General features: G+C 43.0%; 27 protein-coding genes. 26 read left to right on the forward strand and 1 reads right to left on the reverse strand.

Translation table 11 applies throughout. The features are described 5' to 3' along the window. The first annotated feature begins 11 nt into the window (after positions 1–11). The 7 genes from ADG03_RS06320 (at position 12) to glmS (ending at position 8,143) form a co-directional block, all read left to right on the forward strand. Complete coding sequence (locus ADG03_RS06320; RefSeq protein ID WP_049473101.1) at positions 12–461, forward strand: MarR family winged helix-turn-helix transcriptional regulator; 450 nt, start codon at positions 12–14, stop codon at positions 459–461. A gap of 17 nt (positions 462–478) precedes the next feature. After that, positions 479–1,330 carry an SDR family oxidoreductase gene (locus ADG03_RS06325; RefSeq protein ID WP_049473125.1) on the forward strand — a complete coding sequence of 284 codons (852 nt, stop codon included), beginning with the start codon at positions 479–481 and terminating at the stop codon, positions 1,328–1,330. Further along, the gene (locus tag ADG03_RS06330; protein ID WP_049473100.1) at positions 1,327–2,055 is read left to right on the forward strand and encodes an ABC transporter ATP-binding protein; all 729 of its coding nucleotides are present in this window, start codon (positions 1,327–1,329) and stop codon (positions 2,053–2,055) included. The genes ADG03_RS06325 and ADG03_RS06330 overlap by 4 nt, the downstream gene beginning before the upstream one ends. Beyond that, positions 2,048–3,568: an ABC transporter permease/substrate-binding protein gene (locus ADG03_RS06335; RefSeq protein ID WP_049473099.1), complete on the forward strand. Its 1,521-nt coding sequence runs from the start codon at positions 2,048–2,050 to the stop codon at positions 3,566–3,568. Before ADG03_RS06330 ends, ADG03_RS06335 begins: the two co-directional genes overlap by 8 nt. A gap of 177 nt (positions 3,569–3,745) precedes the next feature. After that, positions 3,746–4,441 carry a gamma-glutamyl-gamma-aminobutyrate hydrolase family protein gene (locus ADG03_RS06340; protein WP_192832143.1) on the forward strand — a complete coding sequence of 232 codons (696 nt, stop codon included), beginning with the start codon at positions 3,746–3,748 and terminating at the stop codon, positions 4,439–4,441. A 134-nt stretch (positions 4,442–4,575) separates the two neighbouring features. After that, positions 4,576–5,961, forward strand: a complete 1,386-nt coding sequence (locus ADG03_RS06345; protein ID WP_049473097.1) for a glycoside hydrolase family 1 protein — start codon at positions 4,576–4,578, stop codon at positions 5,959–5,961. Positions 5,962–6,334: 373 nt separating this feature from the next. Further along, positions 6,335–8,143, forward strand: coding sequence for a glutamine--fructose-6-phosphate transaminase (isomerizing) (gene glmS, locus ADG03_RS06350; protein WP_049473096.1), 1,809 nt, complete (start codon positions 6,335–6,337; stop codon positions 8,141–8,143). Positions 8,144–8,200: 57 nt separating this feature from the next. Here the strand turns inward: glmS and ADG03_RS06355 are convergent, their stop codons facing one another. After that, a complete protein-coding gene (locus tag ADG03_RS06355; protein ID WP_049473095.1) occupies positions 8,201–9,058 on the reverse strand; it encodes a 5'-nucleotidase, lipoprotein e(P4) family in 858 nt (285 codons plus the stop codon). Positions 9,059–9,494: 436 nt separating this feature from the next. Here ADG03_RS06355 and ADG03_RS06360 point away from each other — a divergent pair, with 436 nt between their 5' ends. The 19 genes from ADG03_RS06360 to ADG03_RS06450 all read left to right on the forward strand — a co-directional run bounded on the left by ADG03_RS06360 (position 9,495) and on the right by ADG03_RS06450 (position 26,639). Further along, entirely contained in the window at positions 9,495–10,496 is a 1,002-nt protein-coding gene (locus tag ADG03_RS06360; protein WP_049473094.1) for a uroporphyrinogen decarboxylase family protein, read from the forward strand. Between the two features lie 17 nt (positions 10,497–10,513). Beyond that, on the forward strand, positions 10,514–10,714 hold the full coding sequence (locus ADG03_RS06365) for a hypothetical protein (RefSeq protein ID WP_049473093.1): 201 nt from the start codon (positions 10,514–10,516) through the stop codon (positions 10,712–10,714). Positions 10,715–10,813: 99 nt separating this feature from the next. Then, positions 10,814–11,815: a uroporphyrinogen decarboxylase family protein gene (locus ADG03_RS06370; protein WP_049473092.1), complete on the forward strand. Its 1,002-nt coding sequence runs from the start codon at positions 10,814–10,816 to the stop codon at positions 11,813–11,815. Positions 11,816–11,842: 27 nt separating this feature from the next. Further along, positions 11,843–12,721 carry a transporter substrate-binding domain-containing protein gene (locus ADG03_RS06375; RefSeq protein WP_049473091.1) on the forward strand — a complete coding sequence of 293 codons (879 nt, stop codon included), beginning with the start codon at positions 11,843–11,845 and terminating at the stop codon, positions 12,719–12,721. 66 nt (positions 12,722–12,787) lie between these two features. Then, positions 12,788–13,480 (forward strand): amino acid ABC transporter permease, encoded by a 693-nt coding sequence (locus ADG03_RS06380; protein ID WP_049473090.1) that lies wholly within the window; start codon positions 12,788–12,790, stop codon positions 13,478–13,480. 3 nt (positions 13,481–13,483) lie between these two features. Further along, positions 13,484–14,170: an amino acid ABC transporter permease gene (locus ADG03_RS06385; RefSeq protein ID WP_003013778.1), complete on the forward strand. Its 687-nt coding sequence runs from the start codon at positions 13,484–13,486 to the stop codon at positions 14,168–14,170. Between the two features lie 19 nt (positions 14,171–14,189). After that, positions 14,190–14,954: an amino acid ABC transporter ATP-binding protein gene (locus ADG03_RS06390; protein ID WP_003016067.1), complete on the forward strand. Its 765-nt coding sequence runs from the start codon at positions 14,190–14,192 to the stop codon at positions 14,952–14,954. A gap of 108 nt (positions 14,955–15,062) precedes the next feature. Continuing rightward, positions 15,063–15,461 carry a DUF1310 family protein gene (locus ADG03_RS06395; protein WP_049473089.1) on the forward strand — a complete coding sequence of 133 codons (399 nt, stop codon included), beginning with the start codon at positions 15,063–15,065 and terminating at the stop codon, positions 15,459–15,461. Between the two features lie 191 nt (positions 15,462–15,652). Continuing rightward, positions 15,653–16,039, forward strand: a complete 387-nt coding sequence (locus ADG03_RS06400; RefSeq protein ID WP_049473088.1) for a DUF1310 family protein — start codon at positions 15,653–15,655, stop codon at positions 16,037–16,039. A gap of 2 nt (positions 16,040–16,041) precedes the next feature. Continuing rightward, a complete protein-coding gene (locus ADG03_RS06405) occupies positions 16,042–17,643 on the forward strand; it encodes an alpha/beta hydrolase family protein (protein WP_049473087.1) in 1,602 nt (533 codons plus the stop codon). Continuing rightward, complete coding sequence (locus tag ADG03_RS06410) at positions 17,622–18,002, forward strand: type III secretion protein (protein WP_049473086.1); 381 nt, start codon at positions 17,622–17,624, stop codon at positions 18,000–18,002. Before ADG03_RS06405 ends, ADG03_RS06410 begins: the two co-directional genes overlap by 22 nt. Before the next feature lie 18 nt (positions 18,003–18,020). Next, complete coding sequence (locus ADG03_RS06415; protein WP_049473085.1) at positions 18,021–18,320, forward strand: hypothetical protein; 300 nt, start codon at positions 18,021–18,023, stop codon at positions 18,318–18,320. 356 nt (positions 18,321–18,676) lie between these two features. Then, complete coding sequence (locus ADG03_RS06420; protein ID WP_049473084.1) at positions 18,677–20,806, forward strand: AAA family ATPase; 2,130 nt, start codon at positions 18,677–18,679, stop codon at positions 20,804–20,806. Positions 20,807–21,031: 225 nt separating this feature from the next. Next, on the forward strand, positions 21,032–21,277 hold the full coding sequence (locus ADG03_RS06425; RefSeq protein ID WP_003009969.1) for a hypothetical protein: 246 nt from the start codon (positions 21,032–21,034) through the stop codon (positions 21,275–21,277). A gap of 156 nt (positions 21,278–21,433) precedes the next feature. Next, positions 21,434–21,760, forward strand: a complete 327-nt coding sequence (gene yajC, locus ADG03_RS06430) for a preprotein translocase subunit YajC (RefSeq protein WP_003004444.1) — start codon at positions 21,434–21,436, stop codon at positions 21,758–21,760. Between the two features lie 154 nt (positions 21,761–21,914). Further along, a complete protein-coding gene (locus ADG03_RS06435) occupies positions 21,915–22,664 on the forward strand; it encodes an isoprenyl transferase (protein ID WP_003009971.1) in 750 nt (249 codons plus the stop codon). A gap of 9 nt (positions 22,665–22,673) precedes the next feature. After that, positions 22,674–23,477 (forward strand): phosphatidate cytidylyltransferase, encoded by an 804-nt coding sequence (locus ADG03_RS06440; RefSeq protein WP_023919527.1) that lies wholly within the window; start codon positions 22,674–22,676, stop codon positions 23,475–23,477. Between the two features lie 36 nt (positions 23,478–23,513). Further along, complete coding sequence (rseP, locus tag ADG03_RS06445; RefSeq protein ID WP_021154371.1) at positions 23,514–24,773, forward strand: RIP metalloprotease RseP; 1,260 nt, start codon at positions 23,514–23,516, stop codon at positions 24,771–24,773. A 15-nt stretch (positions 24,774–24,788) separates the two neighbouring features. Then, positions 24,789–26,639 carry a proline--tRNA ligase gene (locus ADG03_RS06450; protein WP_049473083.1) on the forward strand — a complete coding sequence of 617 codons (1,851 nt, stop codon included), beginning with the start codon at positions 24,789–24,791 and terminating at the stop codon, positions 26,637–26,639. Positions 26,640–26,666 lie beyond the last annotated feature (27 nt).

Raw genomic sequence — 26,666 nt, forward strand, 5'->3', positions numbered from 1 at the left:
AAGGAGACAAAATGGACAAGATGCAAGGGGGATACCAAGCTTTACAGATACGCTTATTGAACGGGCGACTTTTTCAAAAACTCTTGAGCAAGGAACCAGATGCTCAATACAGAAGTGAACAAGGGAAAATTTTAACGATTTTGTGGAAGCAAGAGTTGGGGTGCGCTACTGCGACAGATATCGCTCTTGCGACGGGTCTAGCCAATAATACATTGACCAGTATGGTTAAGAAATTGGAAGAACAAGGCTTGGTCACGATTCAACCTTGCACGCAGGATAAAAGGAAAAAATATATCTCTTTGACAGACCTCGGTTGGGCGCAAAAGGAAATTGGAGACCGTGTCAGCAAAGAACTGGGTGAGATTTTTTATCAAGGTTTTTCAGATCAAGAAATCCGAGAATTTGAAGTCTATCAAGAGCGTATTATTGACAATCTAAAAGCTAAAGAGAGTGAATTATAGTAGAGGGGAAAATGCTTATGATTGGGATGACAGGTGTAACAGGAAAATTAGGTTCTTATGTAGCTGATCTCATAGATCAGAAAGGAATTGCTTCTATCCATCTGGCAAGAAGGCCAGAGCGTGCAAAGGTCTATGCGTCTGCGAAAATTCGTAAGATGGTGTATGCCAATACTCCAGAGGTGGTTGAGGCCTTAAAGGGTATCGATACCTTGTTGATGGTCTCTGCCCGGGAAAATCCAGAGCGTGTCAAAGAGCACAAGGACTTTTTAGATGCCGCAAAGCTAGCTGGAGTGCAACATATCATTTATACCTCCTTTTATGGGGCAGGTGAGAAGGCAACTTTTACCTTGTCTCGTGATCATGCCCAGACAGAAGCCTATATCAAGGAGTTAGGGTTCACCTATACTTTTCTAAGAGATAATTTTTACTTGGACTTCTTTATTGATATTGCTCTTGAAAATGGAGAAATTCGTGGTCCGGCTGGCAGGGGCCGTGTGTCAGCTGTTGCCCGTAAGGACACTTCTAGGGTCGCAGCAGAGATTCTCTTAAACCCTAAGGAATGGGAAAATCAAACCTTGAATCTAACAGGACCAGAGGATCTTTCTATGGAAGAAATCGTAGCGCTTCTCTCAAAAGAGAGCGGTAATGCCATCACGTATGTAGACGAATCGGTAGAAGAGGCCTATGAGTCACGGAAAAAATGGCCAGCACAAAACTGGGAGTACGATGCTTGGGTCAGTACCTATACAGCTATCAAAGTTGGGGAACAAGCTGGGGTTTCAACAGATGTCGAAAAAGTCTTAGGACGTCCAGCTATGAGTTTAATAGATGTTTTGAAAGAAAGACAGTTGCTTGAGGATGATTTATGATTGAATACAAACATGTAGCCTTGCGCTACACGGATAAAAACATTTTAAAAGATGTTAATCTCCGCATTGAAAATGGAGAATTCATGGTGCTAGTGGGTCCTTCAGGATCTGGTAAGACCACCATGATCAAGATGGTGAACCGCCTTTTGGAGCCGACAGATGGCAATATCTATATGGATGGGAAACGCATCAAGGACTATGATGAACGGGAGTTACGTCTCAGCACCGGCTATGTCCTTCAAGCTATTGCCCTATTTCCTAACTTGACGGTTGCGGAAAATATTGCTCTCATTCCTGAGATGAAGGGTTGGAGCAAGGAGCAAATCGCTTCTAAAACAGAGGAACTCTTGAACAAGGTTGGCCTGCCTGCTGCAGATTATGCTCATCGTTTACCAAGCGAGTTATCTGGTGGCGAGCAACAGCGGATTGGTATTGTGCGGGCTATCATTGGGGAACCAAAGATTCTATTGATGGACGAGCCTTTTTCAGCCTTGGATGCCATCTCCCGTAAGCAGTTGCAGGCTTTGACTAAAAAATTGCACAAAGAGTTTGGTATGACCACCATCTTCGTTACCCATGATACGGACGAGGCTTTAAAATTAGGCGACCGGATTGCAGTACTGCAAGAAGGAGAGATTGTACAAGTAGCGGATTCTGAGACCATTCTTGCCCAGCCAGCCAACGACTTTGTCGCAGATCTATTTGGAGGTGCTCACCATGTCTAAACTACTTGCAACCTTTCAAGAACGCTTTGGCGACTGGGTCACTGCACTGGGGCAACATTTGCAACTGTCATTACTGACCTTGCTTCTTGCGATTTTTCTGGCTGTTCCATTAGCTATTTATTTAAGTACACGCAAGAGAGCCAGCAACTGGGTCTTACAGTTAGCTGGGATCTTCCAGACCATTCCTTCCATGGCTCTTTTGGGCCTCTTCATTCCCATCATGGGAATCGGGACGCTTCCGGCCTTAACAGCTCTCGTCATCTATGCCATTTTCCCCATCCTTCAAAATACCATCACCGGTTTGCAAGGGATAGATCCAAGCCTCGAAGAAGCAGGAATTGCCTTTGGGATGACCAAGTGGGAGCGACTCAAGAAGTTCGAGATTCCCTTGGCCATGCCTGTTATCATGTCTGGGATTCGGACGGCAGCCGTGATGATTATCGGCACAGCTACTCTAGCTGCCTTGATTGGAGCAGGGGGACTTGGTTCCTTTATCCTTCTGGGGATTGACCGCAATAATGCCAGTCTGATTTTGATCGGTGCCCTATCTTCTGCCTTCTTGGCCATCGCCTTTAACCTTCTTCTCAAATGGATGGAAAAGGCCAAATTACGGACCATCTTTGCAGCCTTTGCTGTGATGGTTATTGGATTAGGAGCTTCTTATACGCCAAGTCTTCTTCCCAAACCGAAAAAAGAAAACCTGGTCATCGCTGGAAAGTTAGGACCAGAACCTGAAATTCTAGCCAATATGTATAAGATCTTGATCGAGAAAAATACGGATATGACAGTGACTGTCAAACCGAATTTTGGCAAGACCACCTTCCTCTATGAAGCCCTGAAAAAAGGGGATATCGCTATCTATCCAGAGTTTACAGGTACGGTGACCGAAAGTCTCCTCAAGCCAGCACCACAAGTCAGTCATGATCCAGAAGCAGTCTACAAAGCTGCTCGAGATGGGATCAAGCGACAAGACGACCTGGCCTTGCTCAAACCTATGGCTTATCAAAATACCTATGCTGTAGCAGTGCCTAAGAAAATTGCCCAAGAATATGGACTCAAGACCATTTCAGATTTGAAAAAGGTGGAAGGACAACTCAAGGCAGGCTTTACGCTTGAGTTTAACGACCGCGAAGACGGAAACAAGGGCTTGCAGAAGATCTATGGTCTCAACTTACAAGTCTCCACCATGGAGCCAGCCCTTCGCTACCAGGCGATCCAGTCTGGGGATATTCAAATAACGGATGCCTACTCAACAGATGCCGAGCTGGCTCGTTATGACCTGGTGGTCCTTGAAGATGACAAGCAACTCTTCCCACCTTATCAAGGGGCGCCCCTCATGAAAGAAGCTCTTCTTAAGAAACATCCCGAATTAGAAGCTGTTCTCAATAAGTTGGCGGGTAAAATTACGGAAGCCCAGATGAGCCAGATGAACTACCAAGTCGGAGTAGAAGGCAAGCCTGCTGCTAAAGTAGCGCGTGACTTTTTGGTAAAAGAAGGGTTGATAAAAAATTAACAAACCATTCTCAAGTCTTTGCACTTGAGAATTTTTTAATAGAAAGCAATTTTATATCCTTTCAGCAAGCTTTTGGGGTAGAGGGATAGACCTTCTCTTCAAAAAATCTCCATTGAGTCTGGCTTAAAATTGTGTTACAATAAGCCTTGAAAATGAATGAAAGTATATGGAAAAAGTATGAAAAAACAACCAGTGATTGGAATTACAGGAAATGAAAGACCCTTCCCGGATGATCCAGACGCGAACATGAGTTATGCGGCGACTGGTTTTGTCGAAGCGGTCAAAGAGGCAGGAGGGATTCCATTGATCTTGCCAATTGGAGATGCGGCCTTGGCCAAAGACTACATATCGATGATTGATAAGCTCATCATCACCGGTGGACAAAATGTCTTGCCCAAGTTTTACGGAGAAGAAATCACCATCGACAGTGATGATTACCTCTTGAAACGCGATCTCTTTGAGTTGGCCTTGATTGAAGAAGCGCGTGCGGCTAAAAAAGCGATCTTTACCGTCTGCCGTGGGACCCAGCTCTATAATGTCGCTCTAGGGGGAACTCTGTATCAAGACATTGAACATCACTGGCAGGACAATCCAGGTCAGTACACCAGCCAAGAGTTGGTGACCAAGGATCAGACGATCCTGCAAGAGATCTATGGTAAGACCAGTCGCATCAATTCTTTCCATCATCAAAGTATTAAAGACTTGGCAGATGGCCTAGAAGTGATCGCGCGGGATCCTAAAGATGACATCATAGAAGCCGTTCAATCCACAGATGAGAGTCGTTTCCTCGGCGTTCAGTGGCATCCGGAACTGCGTTTTGACAAGAGTCCAGCAGATCGCAAGCTCTTTGAATATGTCGTGACTCAATTGTAAAGAGGACCAGCTCCCTTAGGAATTTTTCCTAAGGGGCTTTTTCTTTAATCTGCGTAAGAAAGACTGTAAATTGTGCCTAGGTTTTGGGGGAGGATGCGCTACAATAGAGCTAGTAGAATGAGGAGGATTAGGACATGTATCAATTTCCAAAGGATTTTTTATGGGGGAGTTCGACCTCGGGCCCTCAAACAGAAGGACGTCTAGCCCAGGATGGAAAGGGAGACAATCTCTGGGATTACTGGTATAGGATCGAGCCCAACCGCTTTTATCAAGGGCAAGGACCAGAGAAAACATCGACTTTTTATGAACACTGGGAAGAAGATCTGGACCTCTTATTAGAAACTGGGCACACCGCCTTTCGAACCTCTATCCAGTGGTCACGTATTTTCCCAGAAGGACGAGGGGAAATCAATCAAGCAGGTGTTGATTTCTACCGCCGTGTCTTTGAAAAGATCAAAGAAAAAGGGATTCACCTCTTGGTCAACCTCTATCATTTTGATTTACCGATGGCTCTTCAAGAGCAAGGGGATGGTTGGGAAAATAAAGAAACGGCCTATGCTTACCAAGAATATGCGCGTTTTTGTTTCAAGACCTATGGGGATCTGGTTGATCAGTGGATCACCTTTAATGAACCCATTGTCCCTGTAGAGTTTGGTTATTTTTATGATGCCCATTTTCCTCATAAGGTAGACGCGGCAGCAGCAGTTAAAGTAGCCTACCACACCCAGTTGGCAAGCTCTCTAGCAGTCAAGGCCTGTCACGAGGTGGATCCTAACTATCGTATCGGGATTGTGCTCAATCTAACACCGGCCTATCCTCGGAGCCAGCATCCAGAAGATGTGAAAGCTGCGCGCATTGCCGAGCTCTTTCAAGCCAAATCCTTCTTAGATCCATCTGTTCTTGGTCATTATCCTGAAGAATTAGTGGAGATCCTACGGGAGCGTGATCTCTTGCCGGATTATGATCCTTTTGAATTGCGCTTGATCGAGGAAAATACGGTGGATTACCTAGGGGTTAACTATTACCAACCACTCCGTGTGGCGGCTCCTCGTTATGCTCCAAATCCAGCATCTCCCCTACTCTTTGAACAATTTTATGAACCTTATGTTATGCCAGGCCGCAAGATCAATCCCCACCGTGGTTGGGAAATCTATGAGCAAGGCTTGTATGACATTGCCCAAAATATCAAGGAAAACTATGGCAATATCGAGTGGATCCTGACAGAAAATGGAATGGGGGTTGAAGGAGAGGAAAAATTCCGCAAGGATGGCGTGATCCAAGACGACTACCGGATTGACTTTGTCAAAGACCACCTTCGTGAGCTCCACCGGGCTATTCAAGATGGTGCCAACTGTAAAGGCTATTTGATCTGGACCTTTATTGACTGCTGGTCATGGCTCAATGGCTACAAGAACCGCTATGGTTTAGTTGAGTTGGACCTCGAAAGTCAAAAACGAACCCTCAAAAAATCCGGTCATTGGTTTAAAGAACTAAGCCAAGTCAATGGATTTAAAGACTAAATCAAAATCCGCAGCCTGTGTTCCGTTCAATTTGAGCCTCCTCACATTGTCGTTTTAAAGATTGGAGTCAAACAGTTCCCCAAACGGTTTGCCTCTCAATCATTCCGAATGTCTGAAACAAATATGTTTCAGGCATTTTTCTTACAGTGGAAATTTTCTCAAACGACTTTGCCTCTAATCTTAACCCTAACTTAACTAGACCAATTTTCTTGAATTTCCTAGTTGACAAACTAGAAGAAGCATTGTATACTGACTCCGCTGGTTGCTTTTTGGCCAAATTAGACTAGACCAATTTTAAAGTAACTGAGAAATCGACCATGGGTCGTTTGACTAAGTAAAGGGGAAAGTATAGCAAGGCTATATCGTAAAAACTATGTGCGGAATCGTTGGTGTTGTAGGAAATACAAATGCTACTGATATTTTGATTCAAGGACTTGAAAAACTCGAATACCGAGGCTATGACTCTGCGGGTGTTTTCCTGGCTAGTGAAGGCAAGAGCCAATTGGTAAAGGCAGTTGGCCGCATTGCAGAATTGTCAACTAAGGCAGAAGGTGTTGAAGGGACAGCTGGGATCGGACATACCCGCTGGGCCACTCACGGAAAACCAACTGAGGACAATGCCCACCCACACCGCTCTGAAACAGGTCGCTTTGTTTTGGTCCACAATGGGGTCATTGAAAACTACCTTGAAATCAAGGAAGAATACCTAGCAGGTCACCATTTCAAGGGGCAAACAGATACAGAAATCGCCGCCCACTTGATCGGAAAATTTGCTGAAGAAGATGGCTTTTCTACGCTGGAAGCCTTCAAAAAAGCCCTCCACATCATCCGTGGGGCCTATGCTTTTGCTTTGATGGATGCGGAAGATCCAAGCACCATCTATGTAGCGAAAAATAAATCACCACTCTTGATCGGTCTTGGAGATGGTTACAATATGGTCTGCTCTGATGCCATGGCCATGATTCGTGAAACCAACCAATACATGGAAATCCATGACCAAGAGTTGGTCATTGTCAAGGCTGATAGCGTTGAAGTGCAAGACTATGATGGAAACGTCAAAGAACGGGCTAGCTATACGGCTGAACTTGACCTTTCTGATATTGGAAAAGGGACTTACCCATACTACATGCTCAAGGAAATCGATGAGCAACCAACTGTCATGCGTAAGTTGATCCAAGCCTATACAGATGAATCTGGTCAAGTAGTGGTAGACCCAGCTATTATCAAGGCTGTTCAAGAAGCAGACCGCATCTATATCCTTGCGGCTGGTACCTCTTACCATGCTGGATTTGCGTCTAAAAAAATGTTGGAAGAGTTGACGGATACCCCAGTAGAACTCGGTATTTCATCTGAGTGGGGGTATGGTATGCCACTTCTCAGCAAGAAACCACTCTTCATCTTTATCAGCCAATCTGGTGAAACAGCCGATAGCCGCCAAGTGTTGGTCAAGGCCAATGAAATGGGGATTCCAAGCTTGACAGTGACCAATGTTCCAGGTTCAACTCTTTCACGTGAAGCAGACATGACCATGTTGCTCCATGCTGGTCCTGAAATTGCGGTAGCTTCTACTAAGGCTTATACGGCTCAAATCGCAGCCCTTGCCTTTCTTGCTAAAGCTGTTGGGGAAGCCAATGGCAATGAGAAGGCCAAAGCATTTGATTTGGTGCACGAATTGTCTATCGTTGCCCAATCGATCGAATCAACCCTTTCAGAAAAAGAAGTCATCGATGAAAAAGTTCGTGGCTTGTTGGAAACAACCCGCAATGCTTTCTATATCGGACGTGGTCAAGATTACTACGTTGCCATGGAAGCCAGTCTGAAACTAAAAGAAATTTCTTACATCCAATGTGAAGGCTTCGCTGCGGGTGAGTTGAAACACGGTACCATCGCTCTGATCGAAGACGGTACACCGGTCATCGCCCTCTTGTCTGATCCAGTCCTAGCCAGCCACACACGTGGAAACATCCAAGAAGTGGCAGCACGTGGGGCTCATGTCTTAACCATTGCAGAAGAAAATGTTGCTAAAGAGACAGATGATTTGGTCTTGACAGCGGTTCACCCTTACCTTTCTCCAATCTCAATGGTGGTGCCAACCCAATTGATTGCCTACTTTGCAACCCTTCATCGTGGACTCGATATCGACAAACCACGGAACCTTGCTAAGTCTGTAACAGTTGAATAAATTTGTTAATATAGAAAAAACATCCTCGTTAGGTTTTTCCTAGCGAGGATGTTTGCTTTATTTTTCAAAACCTTGCAAGGCTTTGAGGCGTTCTTCTGTTTGTCCCTTGGCATCTAGTTTTTTACCTTGGTAGACAGCAGATTCCCATGATCCATACATTGGATTTGGGAAGATGATGAATTTTTCACCAAATTCTTTTTGCAATTCGTCCAATTTCTTGTCGCGATCAGCTTCAGAGGTCTTAGAGAAGTCTGCAAAGTCGACCAGGTTGTCCCCGAAGAGCAAGACAAGGTTGGTCTTTTCTTGCACAGCTTGGCGACGGCCTTCTTTTGATTTGACGCCATCTTCTAAGAACATGAGGTGGTCACGTCCTTGAACAGGAATGCCTTCTTTTTCAAGGTTCTTAATGGTATCATCTACTTGAGAGCTTGTACGGTCAGAAATGTAGTAGATTTGAACCCCGTTTTGATCCGCATATTGAAGGAAATCTTTGGCACCTGGCACCGCTTTTGCGGCTGCTTTTTTCACCCAAACATCCCAATCTTTAGGATTGAAGGCTGTACCATCTTTGACGTTTTGAACTTGGTAAGGGCTGTTGTCTAAAACAGTTTCGTCCAAATCCAAGACGATGGAATAAGGCTTATCAGAAGGAGTTTGGAGGATCTCTTTCAAACGGTCAGTAGCGACATTGTAGCCTTGTAAATACAAAGCCTTGGTTTCTGCTGCCTTTTGGTACCAGAGAACAGACATGGTATTTTCTTGTGAGCGCTGCTGATCATAGGTCATTGTCACCTGATTTTTAGTGCTGCTTGCTTTTGTCTCTTGCGTTTTGTTGGTGTTGCTTCCACAACTTGTCAGTAAAATGACAGAAGCAAGAGCAGAAACGATGGTAAAGGTGGTTTTTGTTGTTTTCATAAACCGTACACTCCTTAAAATTATTCTATAAAAATTATACTCCTTTCAATCTTGCCTGACAAGAAAGAGGAGAAGGCGATCCAGGGAATGGTAAAATGTATAGGAAGAAAGAAATGCTGATATGAAGGGCTTTTTCACATCAACATATGACATTTTTTCCTTTAAAAGAAGGGGTATAGTTTTCTGCTATAACCGGATCAAGAAAAGATCAAAGCGGTCCTTTTCTTCTAAAATGAAGCAATAAAGAAAGATACTCGCAGGTCCCTATTTTCAAGGGCTTGCGTTTTTTTGATGCCTTCCTTAATAAAGAAATTTTAAGGACTTGATAGGGAAAATATATTAGTCAGCTACTTTTCGAGGTGATATCATGGTTACAAATTCCAGAAGGAAAGCAGTTAGTCTTTCTGTTGGAGAAATATTGAGGAGGATTCACAGAATGAGTAAAAAAGAATTGGTTCTTCGGGCCATTCGAGGCGAAGCGGTAGAGCGAATCCCTGTAGGTTTTTGGCTCCATTATGTGACCCAAGAAGAAAAAGAATTGGGTCTAGACAATCCGACTGTAGTAGCAAAAAGTATTAAGGGCCACCAACAGTATGTAGAAGAAATTTCACCTGATTTTGTCAAGATCATGAGCGATGGCTTCTTCCGCTATCCGAGTGCTCTTTATTCGAGAGAGATCCAATCGATCCGAGAATTGAAGGATATTCAACCGATTGGAGAGCATCATCCTTGGATTGAAAAACAAATCGAAGTGGTCAAGGAGATTCGTTCTCGTTTCCATGAGGAGATTGCTTCTTTCTACAATATCTTCTCGCCTATTTCTTATTTGAAACGCTGGTTCCGTACGGATCAATCCCGTGGAGACCAAGTGATTGCAGACTTTATCAAGGAAGATCCAGAAACATTAGCTCATGTCCTTGACGTGATTGCAGGAGACATCGCTACTTTAAGTCGCCGCTTGATCCAAGAAGCAGGTATTGAAGGGATTTACTTCTCAACCCAACAGATCCAAGATGAGCGTGTGACAGATGAAGAATACCGCAAGTTCATTGAACCGAGCAACATCGCTGTCCTAGAAGCAGCCAATGAAGCTGGGGGCATCAATATCCTTCATATCTGTGGTTTTGAAGGGGCCAGCAATGAAGTGGAACTCTTCAAGGATTATCCAGCTCAAGTCATTAACTGGGCGACCCATCATGAAGGCCTTAGCTTAGCCGCAGGTCGCAAGCTTTTCGGTGATCGTGCCGTTTTGGGTGGCTTTGTCAATGGCAAGAAAGGTTTGCTCTACCAAGGGGAACGAGAAGCTATTGAGCAAGAAACGCGTCGCTTGGTGGCAGAAGCCGGAAGTCGTGGTTTGATCCTTGGAGCAGACTGTACCGTGCCAGATGATTTCCAATTGGAACGCTTAGATTGGGTACGTCAAGCAGCTGTATTGTAAGAAGAAAGGAGAGGGAGATGAAAAAGATCAATGTATGGTGTATCCTGGTAACCGTTTTGTTTTTGCTTCTCGGGCTTAGTAAAGCTGCTCTAGCAAGTAGTCAGGGGAAAGCAAAAAAAGATCCAGATATGGCAAGACTGGAGAAGATTCCAGCTCATAGTTTCTCCCTCATCCGCCCATCTGATCTAGCAGGAATTCTTCTTCTCGAAGATCAGTGATAAAAAAAGATGAAGAGCTTGATAAAAAATATATATTAGTCAAACAATTATCGAAGTGATAAGATAACAAACAAGAAAAGAATAGAACGAGGTAAGAACATGTCATCAAAAAGAGAATTAGTCTTAAAAGCTTTCAAAGGAGAAGCAGTTGACCGTGTGCCAGTTGGATTTTGGCATCATTTTACAACAGAAGAAGAATGGTTGAAAGGATTTTCTAATCCGGAAATTATTGAAAAAAACCTCAATGGCCATAAAAACTTCCTTCACAAGGTCAAACCAGACTTTGTCAAACTCATGAGTGATGGTTACTTTGCTTATCCAAACCCAGCCATTCACAAAGGCCTTGAAAATATCTCTGACTTAGTAGGGATTGAACCACTCGGAGCAGATCATCCATGGATCACAGAGCAGGTAGAGCTGGTTAAAAAAATCCGTGCCGGTTTTGAAGAAGACATTGTGGCTATCTACAATATCTTTGCTCCGGTGACCTACTTCAAATGGTTGGTCGGAGAAGTTTCAGGAGGAGATGACTTGATCGCCAACTTTATCGATCAAGATGCAGCAACTCTTAAAAAAGTATTGGATACGATTGGCCAAGATATTGCAAGTCTGAGCCAACGAATCATCAAAGAAGCAGGGGCAGACGGGATCTACCTCAGTGTTCAAAGTATCCAGGATGCGCGCGTGAGCCAAGAAGTTTACAAACAAGTCATCGCACCGAGTGAACTCCATGTCTTAGAAACAGCCAATGAAGCAGGGGGCGTAAACATTCTTCATATCTGTGGCTACGAAGGAGCTCGCAATGATATCCATCTCTTCACAGACTACCCAGCCCAAGTCATTAACTGGGCAGTCGGGCCAGAAGGAATCAGCCTAGCAGAAGGACGCGAAATCTTCGGTGGACGCACGGTTCTTGGTGGCTTTGAAAATGGAAAAAATGGACTTCTTTACACAGGAGATAAGGCTGCGATCCAAGCAGAAACCAAACGCATCATCGCAGAAACTGGAACCACAGGCTTGGTCATTGGTGCCGATTGTACCATCCCAAGTGACATTGATGAAGAACGAATCGAATGGGTTCGTGAAGCTGCAGCAGAATAAGGAAAATAGAAAGAGGGAGAACAGAGTATGAGTAAAAAAACATGGATTATCGGTGGGGTGGCCGTTCTTGCCCTTGCAGGTGCAACCATTCTTGGTCGAAGCTTGAACCACGCAAACGAAAGTAAAGGATCAACAGGATCTAATAAAGTAACAACCTTGAAAGTAGCCCACACTCAAAACTATGTGCCTTACGATTTCGTCGATGAAAAAGGGGAATCAGATGGTTATGAAGTAGCCGTGCTCAAAGCCATTGACGAAAAACTACCAGACTACAAGTTTGAGTACACTGGAACAAGTGATGACGATCTCTTGATCGGTCTAGAATCTGGTAAATACGATATCGGAACCAAAGGAGCTTGGTATACCGAAGAACGTGCCAAGAAATTTATCATTCCAAAAGAACCAATCGGTGCAAGTATCATCGGATTTACCGTACGGAAAGAAGATGCGGATAAATACAAGAACATCGATGACTTCGCTAAAGAAAAAGGAAAATTGGTTCCAATTTCACCACAAAATGCGCAGTGGAATGTTATTAAAGAATACAATGAAAAGCATAAGGACCAACAAATCGAATTAACAGCTGCGGAATCTTTCAAAGTCGCAGATGCTTATGCTTGGGTTCTTGAAGGACGTTACGATGCCTTCTTTGACATCAAACTTTCCTTTGAAAAAGCTGTCACAGATAAAGATGGTTCTTACCACCAATATGCGGACAAACTGAGCTGGTTTGCCTACAAAGGAATTCCAACTTACCCATTGATCCATAAGGATAAGAAAAACGAAAAATTTGCGGAAGAATACAGCAAGGCCATCAAAGAATTAGAAAAAGATGGCACACTTGCTAAATTGTCGAAAAAATATTTCGGTGAAGATGTCTTCAGTTATGTAGATAAAGAGAAATAAGATGGAACTGGGTGCGCATAGCCCCAGCTTCCTTATTTCTATACGGATACAGAAAGGAAAAGAAACATGGTCTCATACGACATTTCCAAGGTCTGGTCATTTCTTCCAACCTTGGTCCAAGCCCTGCCAGCGACCCTTGCTTTGATGGTTTTAACGACGGTTCTCGGTTCTGCATTTGGCTTGGTTTTGACCTGGGCACAAGTATCAGAAGATAAGGTAGGAGCAGGTCTGGCAAAAGGTTATGTCTTTACCTTGCGTTGTACCCCTCCGATTGTCTTGCTCTTTTTGGTCTTTTATGGACTTCCCCAATTTTTGAACTGGTGGTTGGGCATTGACATTGACCACTGGTCCAAGTTTGTCTTTGTCCTTGTTGCCATGTTTCTTCTCTTTGCCGCTATGATCTCTGAGGTTTTCAAGGCAGCCTATTTGGCCATTCCAAAAGGTCAGATGGAAGCGGGCTTGAGTATCGGCTTGACGCCGGCTCAAACCATTTGGCGGATTGTCCTTCCCCAAGCCTTTCGTGTGGCTCTTCCAAATATGACGACTGCCATCTTAAACCTCATGCGCGACGCCGCTTTGGCTTATACCATTGGCTTTATCGATATCATGGGAGCAGGAAATAACTTGATCAGCCGCAATCTTGGGAATTATTCCCTCGAGACCTATACAGCTGTAGCAGTGATCTACTGGGGAATTGCCCTTGTCATCTCCCTCTCAGCTCAACTCCTTGAGAAACGACTCAGTGTAACAGAAAGGTAGCTTATGGATTTCAATTTTATTAGTAAAACATTTCTAGCCACCTTGGGTGGTGTTCCAGTGACCCTTCTGATCATGGTCGTATCGATCCTCTTGAGTTTTTTTCCAGCTCTCTTTTTGGCACTCGGTCAGATTTATAAGGTCAAAGGGGTTCGCAGTTTCTCAGTGATTTACTTAGCCTTTATCCGCGCGACGCCTCCGATTCTCTTGATTCTCTTCTTTTATAGTCTCTTTCCCAGCCTCTTAAATAGCTTTTTTAAGAGTATTGGTAGTCACTTTAATGTCTTTGAGATCAATCCCATTTACTATGCCTTTATCATTTTTAGCTTGATGACAACAGGGAGTCTGGCTGAAATTCTCCGGTCAGCTATTCTGACGGTGGATAAGGGCCAGCTAGAAGCAGCGCAAGCCATTGGTTTGACTAATCGCCAAGCCTATATCCGCATTGTTTTTCCACAAGCCTTGCGTTCAGCCCTTCCTAATTTGTGTAACTTGGTTATCAACTTGGTCAAAGGAACCTCCCTTGTCTTTGTCATGACCATCAAGGATATCACCGCCATTGCCAAGGTTGAAGCCTCTTATGGCTATCAATATTTTGAATCCTATCTAGTGATTTTTATTCTTTATATTGTCATTTGTGGGGTGATTCAATGGGGATTCAATCTCTTAGAAAAACGCCTGACACTCGCTTAGAAGAAGGAGAAATAAGAAGATGTTAGAAGTAGAACACGTATCGAAAAAATTTAAGGACCACCAGGTCCTGGTAGATGTTAATCTCAAGGTCAACCAAGGGGATGTCGTCGTTATTTTAGGTCCATCTGGATCAGGAAAAACAACCTTCCTTCGCTGCCTTAACCACTTGGAAAAGGCAGATACAGGACACCTCACCCTAGGTGGAAAAGAGTATGACCTCTCAAAACTCAGCAAAAAAGAGATTCTAGAAATCCGCCAAAAGACAGCTTTTGTCTTCCAGCATTACAATCTCTTTGCCAACAAAACAGCGCTTGAAAATATCTTAGAAGGCCTGGTTGTAGCCCGTAAGATTCCAAAAGAAGAAGCCATCCAACGGGCAGAATCAGCCCTTGAAAAAGTTGGTCTCCTCGCTTACAAGGATTACTATCCTTCTCAATTGTCAGGGGGTCAGCAGCAACGGATCGGGATCGCGCGTGCCATCGCAGTGAAACCAGATGTGATCTTGCTGGACGAGCCGACTTCAGCGCTAGACCCAGAGTTGGTCGGTGACGTCCTAGATGTCATGAAGCAATTGGCCCAAGAAGGAGTGACCATGGTTGTCGTAACCCATGAGATGGGCTTTGCGCGTGATGTGGCTAACCACGTTATCTTTATGGATGGCGGACACATCATCGAAGAAAATGAACCCCATGAATTCTTCAACAGTCCAAAAGAAGAACGAACCAAACAATTCCTTTCACGGATTCTATCCGATGCCACTTATAGCGTCGAATACATGATTTAACAAGAGACACACCTAGTAAGGGTGTGTTTTTTAGGTTCTGGAAAAAATTTTTAAAAATTGGGTCATTTTTTAAAAATCATTACGAATAATATAAGTGAGAGGGAACATATGACTGATAAAAAACAACGATTAATGCTACTATTCTTACTGACTTTGTTTCTAGGAGGCTGCAGTCTTTTTACAGATAAAGCTGCTGAGAGAAGGGAAATGATTCAGATTGCAGAAAGCACGAAAATGGAGCGAGCGATAAAACACTTGTTAATCAGTATCGATCCGAAAGCTTTCACTTCAGAAGGAGTCATTCACTCCTATACCCTGATAAAAGGTGAATTGGAATACAATCCAATGGGAGGGATGAATGTCTATCTCGTTATCAATGGCGATAAAAAGTTAACGATCGATACGACTGTTCAAATGGAAGATTCAGGACAGTTCGAAGCAGGTAGTTACGGTATTTCAGCAAAATTAAGTGATCTGTTAAGTGAAGCAGAAGAGGCTGGGAAATAAACTCATTTAGGTAAACACCCCTAATCTAATATAGTTAAATAGAAACATTTATGGATCAAAACCAATATGTTACATCAATAGCTAGTGCTTGTAACGATTTGGCAACATTTTTTAACAAAAGTAACATTTCAGGTATGAATAGAATTTTGTATAATAAATTCTAAGAAACCTGAAGAAAGAATGGGAAGAAGATGAAAAAAAGTAAATTTATTGTGTTGATAATGGTAGTATTTAGCCTGAGCTTAGGAGGCTGTAGCTTTTTTAATGGACAATCTGCCAAGAAACAAGAAATGATTCAAATCGCAGAGAGTAAGAAGATGAAAGTGGCGATTGAAAATATGTTGAAAAAATTAGATCCTAAAGCTCTTACTCCAGAAGGAAAAATAAAATCATATAAAATTTCTAAAGATGATTTAGATTATAATCCGATGGGAGGGCTATTAGTAAAAATAGTTATAAATAATGATGAAAAATTAGTTTTAAGCACAACTATACAAGAGGACGCTACAACAGGGAAATATGAAGAGACCTATTTTGGGGAAACAGAGGAGTTAAGTGATTTATTAGATAAGGAGTGATAATGGCTAATAATTTAAATTTCAATGATCAACAAAATGTTAAAGCTGCTCTACTTGAATACGAAAAAGATGTCAAAATAAATGGAAAGTTTAAAATTGGGACGAAGAAAGACGAATACATTGGTAATGTTGCCCATATTTATGATAACGTAAATGACAATGAGGAGCAGGTCTTCGTTCTTACTAATAATGGCCAAGGCGCGCAACAAAATGCAGTCCCCTATACTGCTTCAGATGAAGAACGTGCCCAAATCCATGACGTGACTGTCTTGATGAAGGGATCTGAAACTGAAATAAGTACACAAAAATTACTCCATGATACATATACGGATTGGGTAAAGACAGATTTGCCAGCAGCTTCCAATATTTTGAACCCTGGTGGTGCGAGCGAGTATGCAACCGAATATGCGAAGAATTATGCGCGAGATAAGGCTAAGGATAGTTTTAATAATTTTGTAGAAGCTTTTGAAGATGCGATTATTCCTACTTCTGTTAATCTTCCTCCGGAGGCCACACCCTTAGGTAGGTTTATGAAAAAAGCGCTGGATAATCCTGTCAGCAATTTCGTACAGGAAAAAGCATCAGATGTGGTCGGCTTTTTTGCAGAAAGGACAGCCGAAGAACAGGTTAAATTTCCCGCTTTAGTGGGAGCTGCTTTTTTAAAAAAATACAATGATGAAAACGGGACTTTCCCGCCTCCGCAGTTTAAAGATGCTGCAGCTCATTTGAAAGAGGTGATCCGAAAATACCCCAATGCCAAGATCGATCTATACGGTCACTCTCTGGGTTCTATGAATATTCAGTATGCGCTTGCCTGTTTGACGGAAGAGGAAGCTTCTCATATTGGGACCGTACACCTATATAATGGCCCTAATGCCTATCCTATCTTAACACCTGAGCAAAAAGTGCGTATAGATTCGCTGAAGTACAAAATCTACAACCACATTGACCATAAAGATTTGGTTAGCTTGGGCTATCAGGATTCTGGAAGCAAGGAATCCAGTGGGATTGTCAAGCACCTCAAAACTAAGAATTTGATAAATACGGGCCTTCAGCACATGATGCATGGTTATATCTATGATAAGGACGGGAATTTGGTTCTTGAAAAGGGAACGGAAGCCATCACTCGCAAGGAAATCATTGAAGAGCGGATGAAGGTTTACTATCGCCTAAAGGATAAATTGCAAAAAACAGGTGGTGGACTGAGCTCAAGTGAACGGATCTATCTGGATGCTTTGCAGGCGCGCTTGGCTTCTGATGAGCTGATTCGAGTAGTGGATGAAGGGCTGGAGCAAGCTCAGAAATCTAAGGCACAACTGGATACAGATTTAGAAGCTTTGGAGAAAGTATTACAGACCGTTCCGAAAGGCTTCATTCTCAATCTTGTGGAAGTAGAAGAGGCCTATGCACAGGCTGGTGCAACAAAGCAAACAATTGTCACTGAAGTAAGAGAAAGGTTTGACAATCGTTTGGCTACATATCAGTCCTTATCGAATGAATTCCATGCTTTAAACGAGCAAGTGAATGCAGGAATTGAGCTCTTAAAAGCAAAAGATCAAGAAATAGCAGGAGAAATGAACCAGTGGGAACAACTAGCTTATTAATTTCATCTACTTTTTCAAAAAAGGAAAAGAAACTAGATCACTTGGAAAGAGAGTTCCAAAAAGCGCGTTTGGAGCTAGATGAAAAGCGTTGCCTAGTGGAAAGAAAACAGCAGCTCTTCACCCAGATGCTGGAAGAAGAGTTTGCGATGGCAGCTTCCTTCTTACAAGAGCAGGAGGTTGATGTCAATTGTGGATGGGAGTCCCTCCATCGCTGTATCGAAGAGTATGATCTCGAAGCTAGAGAAGCTGCACAAGTAGCCTTAAAACAGATCGAAATCGAGGAAGAGAATTTATGGCAATCCTACCGGAAAGATAGACGCCAACTGGAAGAGGAGTTTGCACAAGATAAAGTTTCATAGTATAGAAGAGGAGGAAGTATGGGTGATAGTCCAGTCAAAGATTTTTTTGATTTAGATATGAAAGATAAGATGAGGATCATCGAAAGCCGAAAGAAACTTGAAAAAGATTTAATCCGTGTTGTCTATGCGCCCATTTTATTGGCCTGCAAGGCAGGAGTTGAGAAACGTTACAATGATGGATTGACTGCGATTGCAACAGTAGCCGAAGAAGACGTCCAGGTAGTTGGAAAGCAACTGGATCAGTCCATGGTGGGTCAATTTGCTAAAAATGTACAGACGGTTATTCAAGAAAAAGCTGGTAAATTTAAATCTATCTAGCCAAGAACTTCTATTTAAATATGGAATCTGGAGTGACTCCAGATTTTTTTAATAAATTTAAAAAATTATGTAAAAAAGTGTTGACAAAGAAATCAGTCTGCGTTATAATAATTTATGTAAACAAAAAGAGGTTGGAAAAACCTACTGGTTTACAAGATCAATAGTGGAAAGGAGATGGTGATATGCTATTTCCAGAATTAAGACAACTAATTGATAAAAGGAAAAATAGAAACTGTTAGCCTGTAGGGCTATTATTAAATAAATGAATTAAAATTATGTAAACAACCAAACAGCAGCCAATTGGTCTGCTAATTTTCAAAAACGAATTAAAATTATGTAAATTAGAGGTAACAACTATGAACAACAACTTTAACAATATGGATGATCTTTTCAATCAACTAATGGGCAACATGGGTGGTTTTCGTTCTGAAAGCCGTCGCTACATGATTAATGGTCGTGAAGTGACACCAGAAGAATTCGCTATCTACCGCCAAACTGGTCAACTTCCAAATGAAGGAAGTGAGCAAGCGCAACACCACCAAGGTAAAGGAATGAAACAAGATGGGATCCTTGCAAAACTTGGTCGCAACTTGACAGAAGAAGCACGTGAAGGAAAACTGGATCCGGTTATCGGACGCAATAAAGAAATTCAAGAAACGGCTGAAATCTTGTCTCGTCGTACCAAGAACAACCCTGTTCTTGTAGGGGATGCCGGTGTTGGTAAAACAGCAGTTGTAGAAGGTTTGGCACAAGCTATTGTGAACGGGGATGTTCCAGCTGCTATCAAGAACAAAGAAATCATCTCGATTGATATTTCTGGTCTAGAAGCTGGTACGCAATACCGTGGTAGCTTTGAAGAAAATATTCAAAATCTGATCCAAGAAGTCAAAGCTATGGGAAATGTCATTCTCTTCTTTGATGAAATCCATCAAATCCTTGGTGCAGGTAGCACAGGTGATGGTCAAGGATCTAAAGGTCTTGCGGATATCATCAAACCTGCTCTTTCACGTGGGGAATTGACAGTCATTGGGGCAACTACTCAAGATGAATACCGTAACACTATCTTGAAGAATGCGGCTCTTGCTCGTCGTTTCAACGAAGTGAAGGTCAATGCTCCTTCTGCTGAAGATACTTTCAAGATTCTCCAAGGGATTCGTGATCTTTACGAAAAACACCACAATGTCATCTTGCCAGATGAAGTCTTGAAAGCAGCGGTTGATTATTCGATCCAATACATTCCACAACGTAGCTTGCCTGATAAGGCCATTGACTTGGTCGATGTAACAGCTGCTCACTTGGCGGCTCAACATCCGGTAACAGATGTCCACGCTGTGGAACATGAAATTGAAGAAGAAAAAACCAAACAAGAAGAAGCTGCGGCTAAAGAAGATTACGAAGCAGCTTTGAAAGCAAAAGTTCGTATCGAAGAACTTGAAAAGAAAATTGAAAACCATACAGAAGACCATAAAGTAACAGCAACAATCAACGATGTGGCTGAATCAGTAGAACGGATGACGGGTATTCCAGTGTCACAAATGGGTGCAACTGATATCGAACGGTTGAAAGATATGGGTCACCGTTTGCAAACTAAGGTTATCGGTCAAGATAAAGCCGTTGAAGCAGTGGCACGTGCTATCCGTCGGAACCGTGCAGGATTTGACGAAGGGAACCGTCCAATCGGTAGCTTCCTCTTTGTAGGTCCTACTGGTGTCGGTAAGACTGAGTTGGCTAAACAATTGGCTCTTGATATGTTCGGTACCAAAGATGCCATCATCCGTTTGGACATGTCAGAATACAGCGACCGCACAGCTGTTTCTAAATTGATTGGTACAACAGCTGGTTATGTTGGTTATGATGACAATAGCAATACTTTGACAGAACGTGTTCGCCGTAACCCATACTCTATCGTCCTTCTTGACGAAATTGAAAAGGCGGATCCTCAAGTGATCACCCTTCTCCTTCAAGTCTTGGATGATGGTCGTTTGACAGATGGTCAAGGGAACACGGTCAACTTCAAGAACACTGTGATTATCGCCACTTCAAACGCTGGATTTGGTTACGAAGCTAACTTGACAGAAGATGCGGATAAACCAGAACTCATGGATCGTTTGAAACCTTACTTCCGTCCAGAATTCTTGAACCGTTTCAACGCTGTCATTGAATTCTCACACTTGAGCAAGGAAGACCTTTCTAAGATTGTTGATTTGATGTTGGTAGATGTCAATAAGACCCTTTCTAAGAAAGAAATCGACTTGGCAGTGAGCGATGCAGCTAAAGAATATATGACTGAAGAAGGTTATGATGAAGTGATGGGTGTTCGTCCACTTCGTCGGGTAGTCGAACAACAAATCCGTGACAAAGTCACAGACTTCCACTTGGATAACTTGGATGCCAAACATCTCGAAGCAGACATGGAAGATGGTGTCCTTGTGATTAGAGAAAAAGACACAAAGAAGGAAGAAAACACTGATAAACAAGCAGACTAAGGCGAATTAGTTTGTGAAAAATAGAGGCTGCTATCATATAGCAGTCTTTATTTTTTCTTCCCACCTGGGGGAAATTATTCGCCGTATAAGGCCAAAATCCTCCTATTTGGGGTGGAAAAACATCAATAATTAGTGAAATTAATCCAATTTGAGCAAAATTATTAATAAATAAAGAAAATAAGTATATAATCTATACAAGAATAAAATTTGAGGAATGGAAGTAAGATGAGCAATACAATTGATATCTACTCAACTCCCGAATACAGAAAAGTGGAAGCCGTTGTTCAACTGATGGTTGACGGTCGCTTGACGAGCTATCGTGTCGCAACTGAAACAAACATCAGCAAAATGAGCTTGGCGACTTTGACGAAGGGAACGAGTAAAATCAAAAATATTACCTATCAAACGGCTTTGGCCTTGATTGATTGGTATGATGAGAATCATGAAAAGTATGGCATTACGATTGACTAGTCAGTAGCCCACTTTTCGTGGTTTTTTTCTTTTTCATCAAAACTTGCCTCCTCTCTGAGACTGGAGCCTGATTTTGCTTGAAGAGGATGGGAAAACTTGAAAAGACGGGCGAAATTTGATATAGTATAGCATATATGAAAATTAAAGGAGAAACATATGCAAGGCGGAAGTTTGCTAATTATGCTCGTTCTTATGGTCGGTTTGATGTACTTCATGAGCCGTAGCCAAAAGAAACAGTACCAAAAACGGATGGAAAGTTTGAATAAACTTCAAAAAGGAAATGAAGTCATCACGATTGGTGGCTTGTACGGAACCATCGATGAAGTCGACACAGACCGCAAGACCGTTGTCTTGGATGTTGATGGTGTCTACCTGACCTTTGAATTGGGAGCGATCAAAACAGTTCTTCCTGTATCAGAAGGGATTTCAGCTACTGCTACAGAAGGTGCTAGCTCAGATGCCGATTCAGCCATCGAAGAATAATCATTAAAGAAGAGGCAAGGGCCTCTTTTTTGGTGGGCAAATAGGACGATGTGATGAAGGAAAGTCCTGCTGGTTCAAAAAAGAGGCCAGAGTCCCTATTTTATGGGGATTTATGGTATAATGAAGCGATAAATATTGAAATAGGTAGAAAAACATGTTTCGTTTTAAGAAAAAAGAAAAAATCGAGATACCTTTAGAAGTCCCGAAACACATTGGGATCATTATGGATGGCAATGGTCGCTGGGCGAAAAAGCGGATGCAACCGCGTGTCTTTGGTCATAAGGCGGGGATGGAAGCTCTCCAAGAAGTGACCATTGCAGCAAAAAATATGGGGGTACAGGTCTTGACGGTCTATGCCTTTTCTACGGAAAACTGGACACGCCCTGAAGATGAAGTCAAGTTCATCATGCACTTGCCGGTCGAATTTTATGATCGTTTTGTCCCCGAATTGCATCGCAACAATGTCAAGATTCAAATGATCGGTGATACCAAGAAATTACCAAAAGAAACGCTGGAGGCTTTGGAAAGAGCAGAAGCGATGACCCATCTCAATACAGGCTTGATCCTGAATTTCGCGCTCAATTATGGTGGACGTGCTGAGATCACCCAGGCCGTGAAGCAGATCGCCCAAGAAGTCTTGGATGCGAAGTTTAGCCCAGAAGATATCACAGAAGAGATGATCGCTGATTCTCTCTATACCGAGAGTTTGCCACGCGTCCTAAGGGATCCGGATTTGATTATCCGTACCAGCGGAGAGATCCGTTTGAGTAATTTCCTTCCTTGGCAGGCTGCTTATAGTGAGTTGTATTTCACAGATGTGATGTGGCCAGATTTTGGAGAGGAAGCACTACGAAGTGCCATAGTAGAATATAGCCATCGCCATCGGAGATTTGGTGGTGTTTAGGAGAAGATGATGACGAAAGATTTACAAAAACGTGTGATTTTTGGAGGAATTGCCCTGCTCTTTTTCATTCCAACAGTAATGGTTGGAGGAGTGTTCTTCCAGATTGTGATTGGCTTGATCGCCATGCTAGGGGTTCATGAATTGCTCAAGATGAAGGGGCTTGAGACAGCGACTTTTGAAGGAGCGCTGGCCATGTTAGCGGCCTTCGTCCTGACTTTGCCGATCGAGGACTACCTCCCTTACCTTCCAGCAGATGGCAATATGATTGCCTATGGTCTGGTTGTCTTGATTCTCATGGGGACAACTGTTCTTGCTCAGAATTATAATTATGAAGATGTGGTTTACCCCATTGCGTCCAGCTTTTATGTTGGACTTGGCTTCCATTCCTTAGTAGATGCGCGAATTGCTGGTATTGATAAGGTTTTGTTAGCCCTCTTTATTGTCTGGGCTACAGATTCAGGTGCTTATCTGGTAGGAAGCCGGTTTGGGAAACGCAAGCTCATGCCTGCGGTTTCTCCTAATAAAACGATTGAAGGCAGTCTTGGGGGAATCTTGTCTGCAGTAGCGGTAACTGTGATCTATATGATCGTGGATCGTTCTGTGGCGGGTGGACATGGTTTTCTTGCGATGATCTTCTTTACCATCCTCTTTAGTATTGCAGGTCAGTTTGGCGACCTCGTAGAGAGTGCGATTAAACGCCACTTCGGTGTGAAAGATTCTGGAAAATTTATTCCAGGACATGGTGGTGTTCTAGACCGCTTTGATAGTTTGATTTTTGTCTTTCCCTTGATGCATTTCTTGGGCTTATTCTAAGACAGAAGTGATAGAAAGGAAACCACATATAGAACGATGCAGTTTATTGCCTTTATTGTTATTTTTGGAGTGATCGTTCTCGTTCACGAGTTTGGTCATTTCTATTTTGCAAAAAAATCGGGCATCCTGGTGCGAGAATTCTCGATCGGGATGGGTCCCAAGATCTTTGCCCATATTGGTCAAGATGGAACAGCCTATACGATTCGCATTCTACCTTTAGGTGGCTATGTTCGTATGGCTGGCTGGGGTGAGGACACAACTGAGATTAAAACCGGAACGCCTGTCAGCTTGACGCTAAATGAGGCTGGTAAGGTCGTCCGGATCAATCTTTCAGGAAAGAATCTGGATCAGACAGCCCTTCCCATGAATGTTACCCAGTTTGACTTTGAAGATAAATTAGAAATCACGGGCTTGGTTCTCGATGAGACCAAGACTTATGATGTCGATCATGATGCGACTATTGTTGAGGAAGATGGGACAGAAGTGCGGATTGCGCCGAGAGATGTTCAGTATCAGAATGCCAGCATTTGGGGACGGTTGATCACCAACTTTGCGGGTCCTATGAACAACTTTATCCTCAGTATTGTCGTCTATTCACTCTTAGCCTTTATGCGCGGTGGTGCGATTGATTACTACAGCAACAATGTTCAGGTGGCACCCGATGGGGCGCTAGCTAAGGTTGGTGTTAAAAGCAATGTTCAGATCCTTCAAGTCAATAACGATACCGTTAGCAACTGGGATGAGCTGACAGATGCTGTCGAGAAAGCAACCAAGGACAGCAAGACGGCTCCTGAATTGACCCTGAAAGTCAAGACAGACGGCCAAGAAAAAGAAGTCAAAGTGAAGCCAACCAAGTCAGGGAATCGTTACTATTTGGGTGTGACAAACGGCCTCAAGACAGGTTTTGTGGATAAACTCTTGTCTGGTTTTACAGATACCTGGAATACAGCGACACGGATTTTGGGAGCTTTGAAAGATATCATTTTCCACTTTAGTCTCAATAAACTAGGTGGACCGGTTGCCATCTACAATGCCAGCTCACAAGCTGCTCAATTAGGGATTCCGGCAGTCTTATCTCTTATGGCTATGCTCTCTATTAATATTGGGATCTTCAATCTAATCCCGATTCCCGCTTTGGATGGAGGAAAAATCTTGATCAATTTGATCGAGGTCGTCCGGAGAAAGCCACTGAAACAAGAAGTAGAAACCTATATGACGCTTGCAGGTGTAGCTGTAATGGTTATTTTGATGATTGCTGTCACCTGGAATGATATTATGAAATTATTTTTGAAATAGAAAAGGATATTGTCCATGAAACAAAGTAAAATGTTGATTCCAACGCTTCGCGAAATGCCAAGCGATGCCCAAGTCATTAGCCATGCTTTGATGTTGCGTGCAGGTTATGTTCGCCAAGTATCAGCGGGGGTCTATTCTTATCTGCCCTTAGCAAATCGAGTAATTGAAAAAGCAAAAGGCATCATGCGCCAAGAATTCGAAAAAATTGGAGCAGTAGAAATGCTTGCTCCAGCCCTTTTGAGTGCGGATCTCTGGCGTGAATCTGGTCGTTACGAAACTTACGGGGAAGATCTTTATAAGTTGAAAAACCGTGAAGGCTCTGACTTTATCTTAGGTCCAACTCACGAAGAAACCTTTACCGCTATTGTGCGCGACTCAGTAAAATCTTACAAACAATTGCCGTTGAATCTTTACCAAATTCAACCAAAATACCGTGATGAAAAACGCCCGCGGAACGGTCTTCTTCGGACCCGTGAGTTCATCATGAAAGACGGTTATAGCTTCCATGCTAACTACGATAGCTTGGATGTCACTTATGATGAATACAAGGCAGCTTATGAGCGAATCTTCACCCGCAGTGGTATCGACTACAAAGCCATCATCGGTGATGGTGGTGCTATGGGCGGAAAAGATAGCCAAGAGTTTATGGCTGTTACGCCTGCTCGTACAGACTTGGACCGTTGGGTTGTTTTAGACAAATCGGTGGCTTCCTTTGATGAGATCCCAGCAGAAGTCCAAGAAGAAATCAAAGCAGAATTGCTCAAATGGATGGTCTCTGGTGAAGATACCATTGCCTATTCAAGTGAATCAACCTATGCTGCCAACTTGGAGATGGCTACTAACGAATACAAGCCAAGTAACCGTGTCGTAGCGGAAGAAAAAGTGAAACGCGTGGAAACACCAGGTGTCAAATCGATTGATGAAGTAGCTGCATTCTTGGATGTTCCAGAAGAAGCTACTATCAAGACTTTGGTTTACATTGCAGATGGTGAGCCTGTTGTAGCCCTTCTCGTAGGCAATGATCAGCTCAATGAAGTGAAGTTGAAAAACCACCTCGGCGCAGACTTCTTTGAACCTGCAACCGAAGTGGAAGTGAAAGAATTATTAGGAGCAGATTTTGGCTCTCTCGGTCCAGTAGATCTTCCTGAAAATGTTAAGATTATCGCAGACCGCAAGGTCCAAGACAGCCGCAATGCAGTAGTCGGTGCCAATGAAACAGGCTACCACTTGACTGGTGTAAACCCAGGACGTGACTTTACTGCAGAATACGTCGATATCCGTGAAGTTCGTGAAGGCGAAATCTCACCAGATGGGAAAGGGGTCTTGAACTTTGCACGTGGGATCGAAATCGGTCACATTTTCAAACTCGGTACACGCTACTCCGCTAGCATGGGAGCAGATGTCTTAGACGAAAACGGTCGTGCAGTTCCAATCATCATGGGCTGCTACGGAATCGGTGTCAGCCGTCTTCTTTCAGCCGTTATGGAGCAACATGCACGCCTCTTTGTCAATAAGACTCCAAAAGGGGAGTACCGTTACGCTTGGGGAATTAACTTCCCTAAAGAATTGGCGCCATTTGATGTGCATTTGATTCCAGTCAATGTCAAAGATGAAGCGAGTCTTGCTTTGACCGATCGGATCGAAGAAGCCTTGGTGAATAAAGGCTATGAAGTCTTGGTGGATGACCGAAATGAACGCGCTGGTGTCAAATTCAGCGATAGTGATTTGATTGGACTTCCAATCCGCGTAACAGTTGGTAAAAAAGCAGCTGAAGGTATCGTAGAAGTGAAAATCAAAGCGACAGGAGATACCATTGAAGTTCATGCGGACAATCTCCTTGAAACTCTTTCAATCTTGAACAAATAAGAAAAAGCTTTCTGAGCCCTCACCAGT

This window comes from Streptococcus parasanguinis (genome assembly GCF_001069785.1).
Taxonomy (GTDB): domain Bacteria; phylum Bacillota; class Bacilli; order Lactobacillales; family Streptococcaceae; genus Streptococcus; species Streptococcus parasanguinis_T.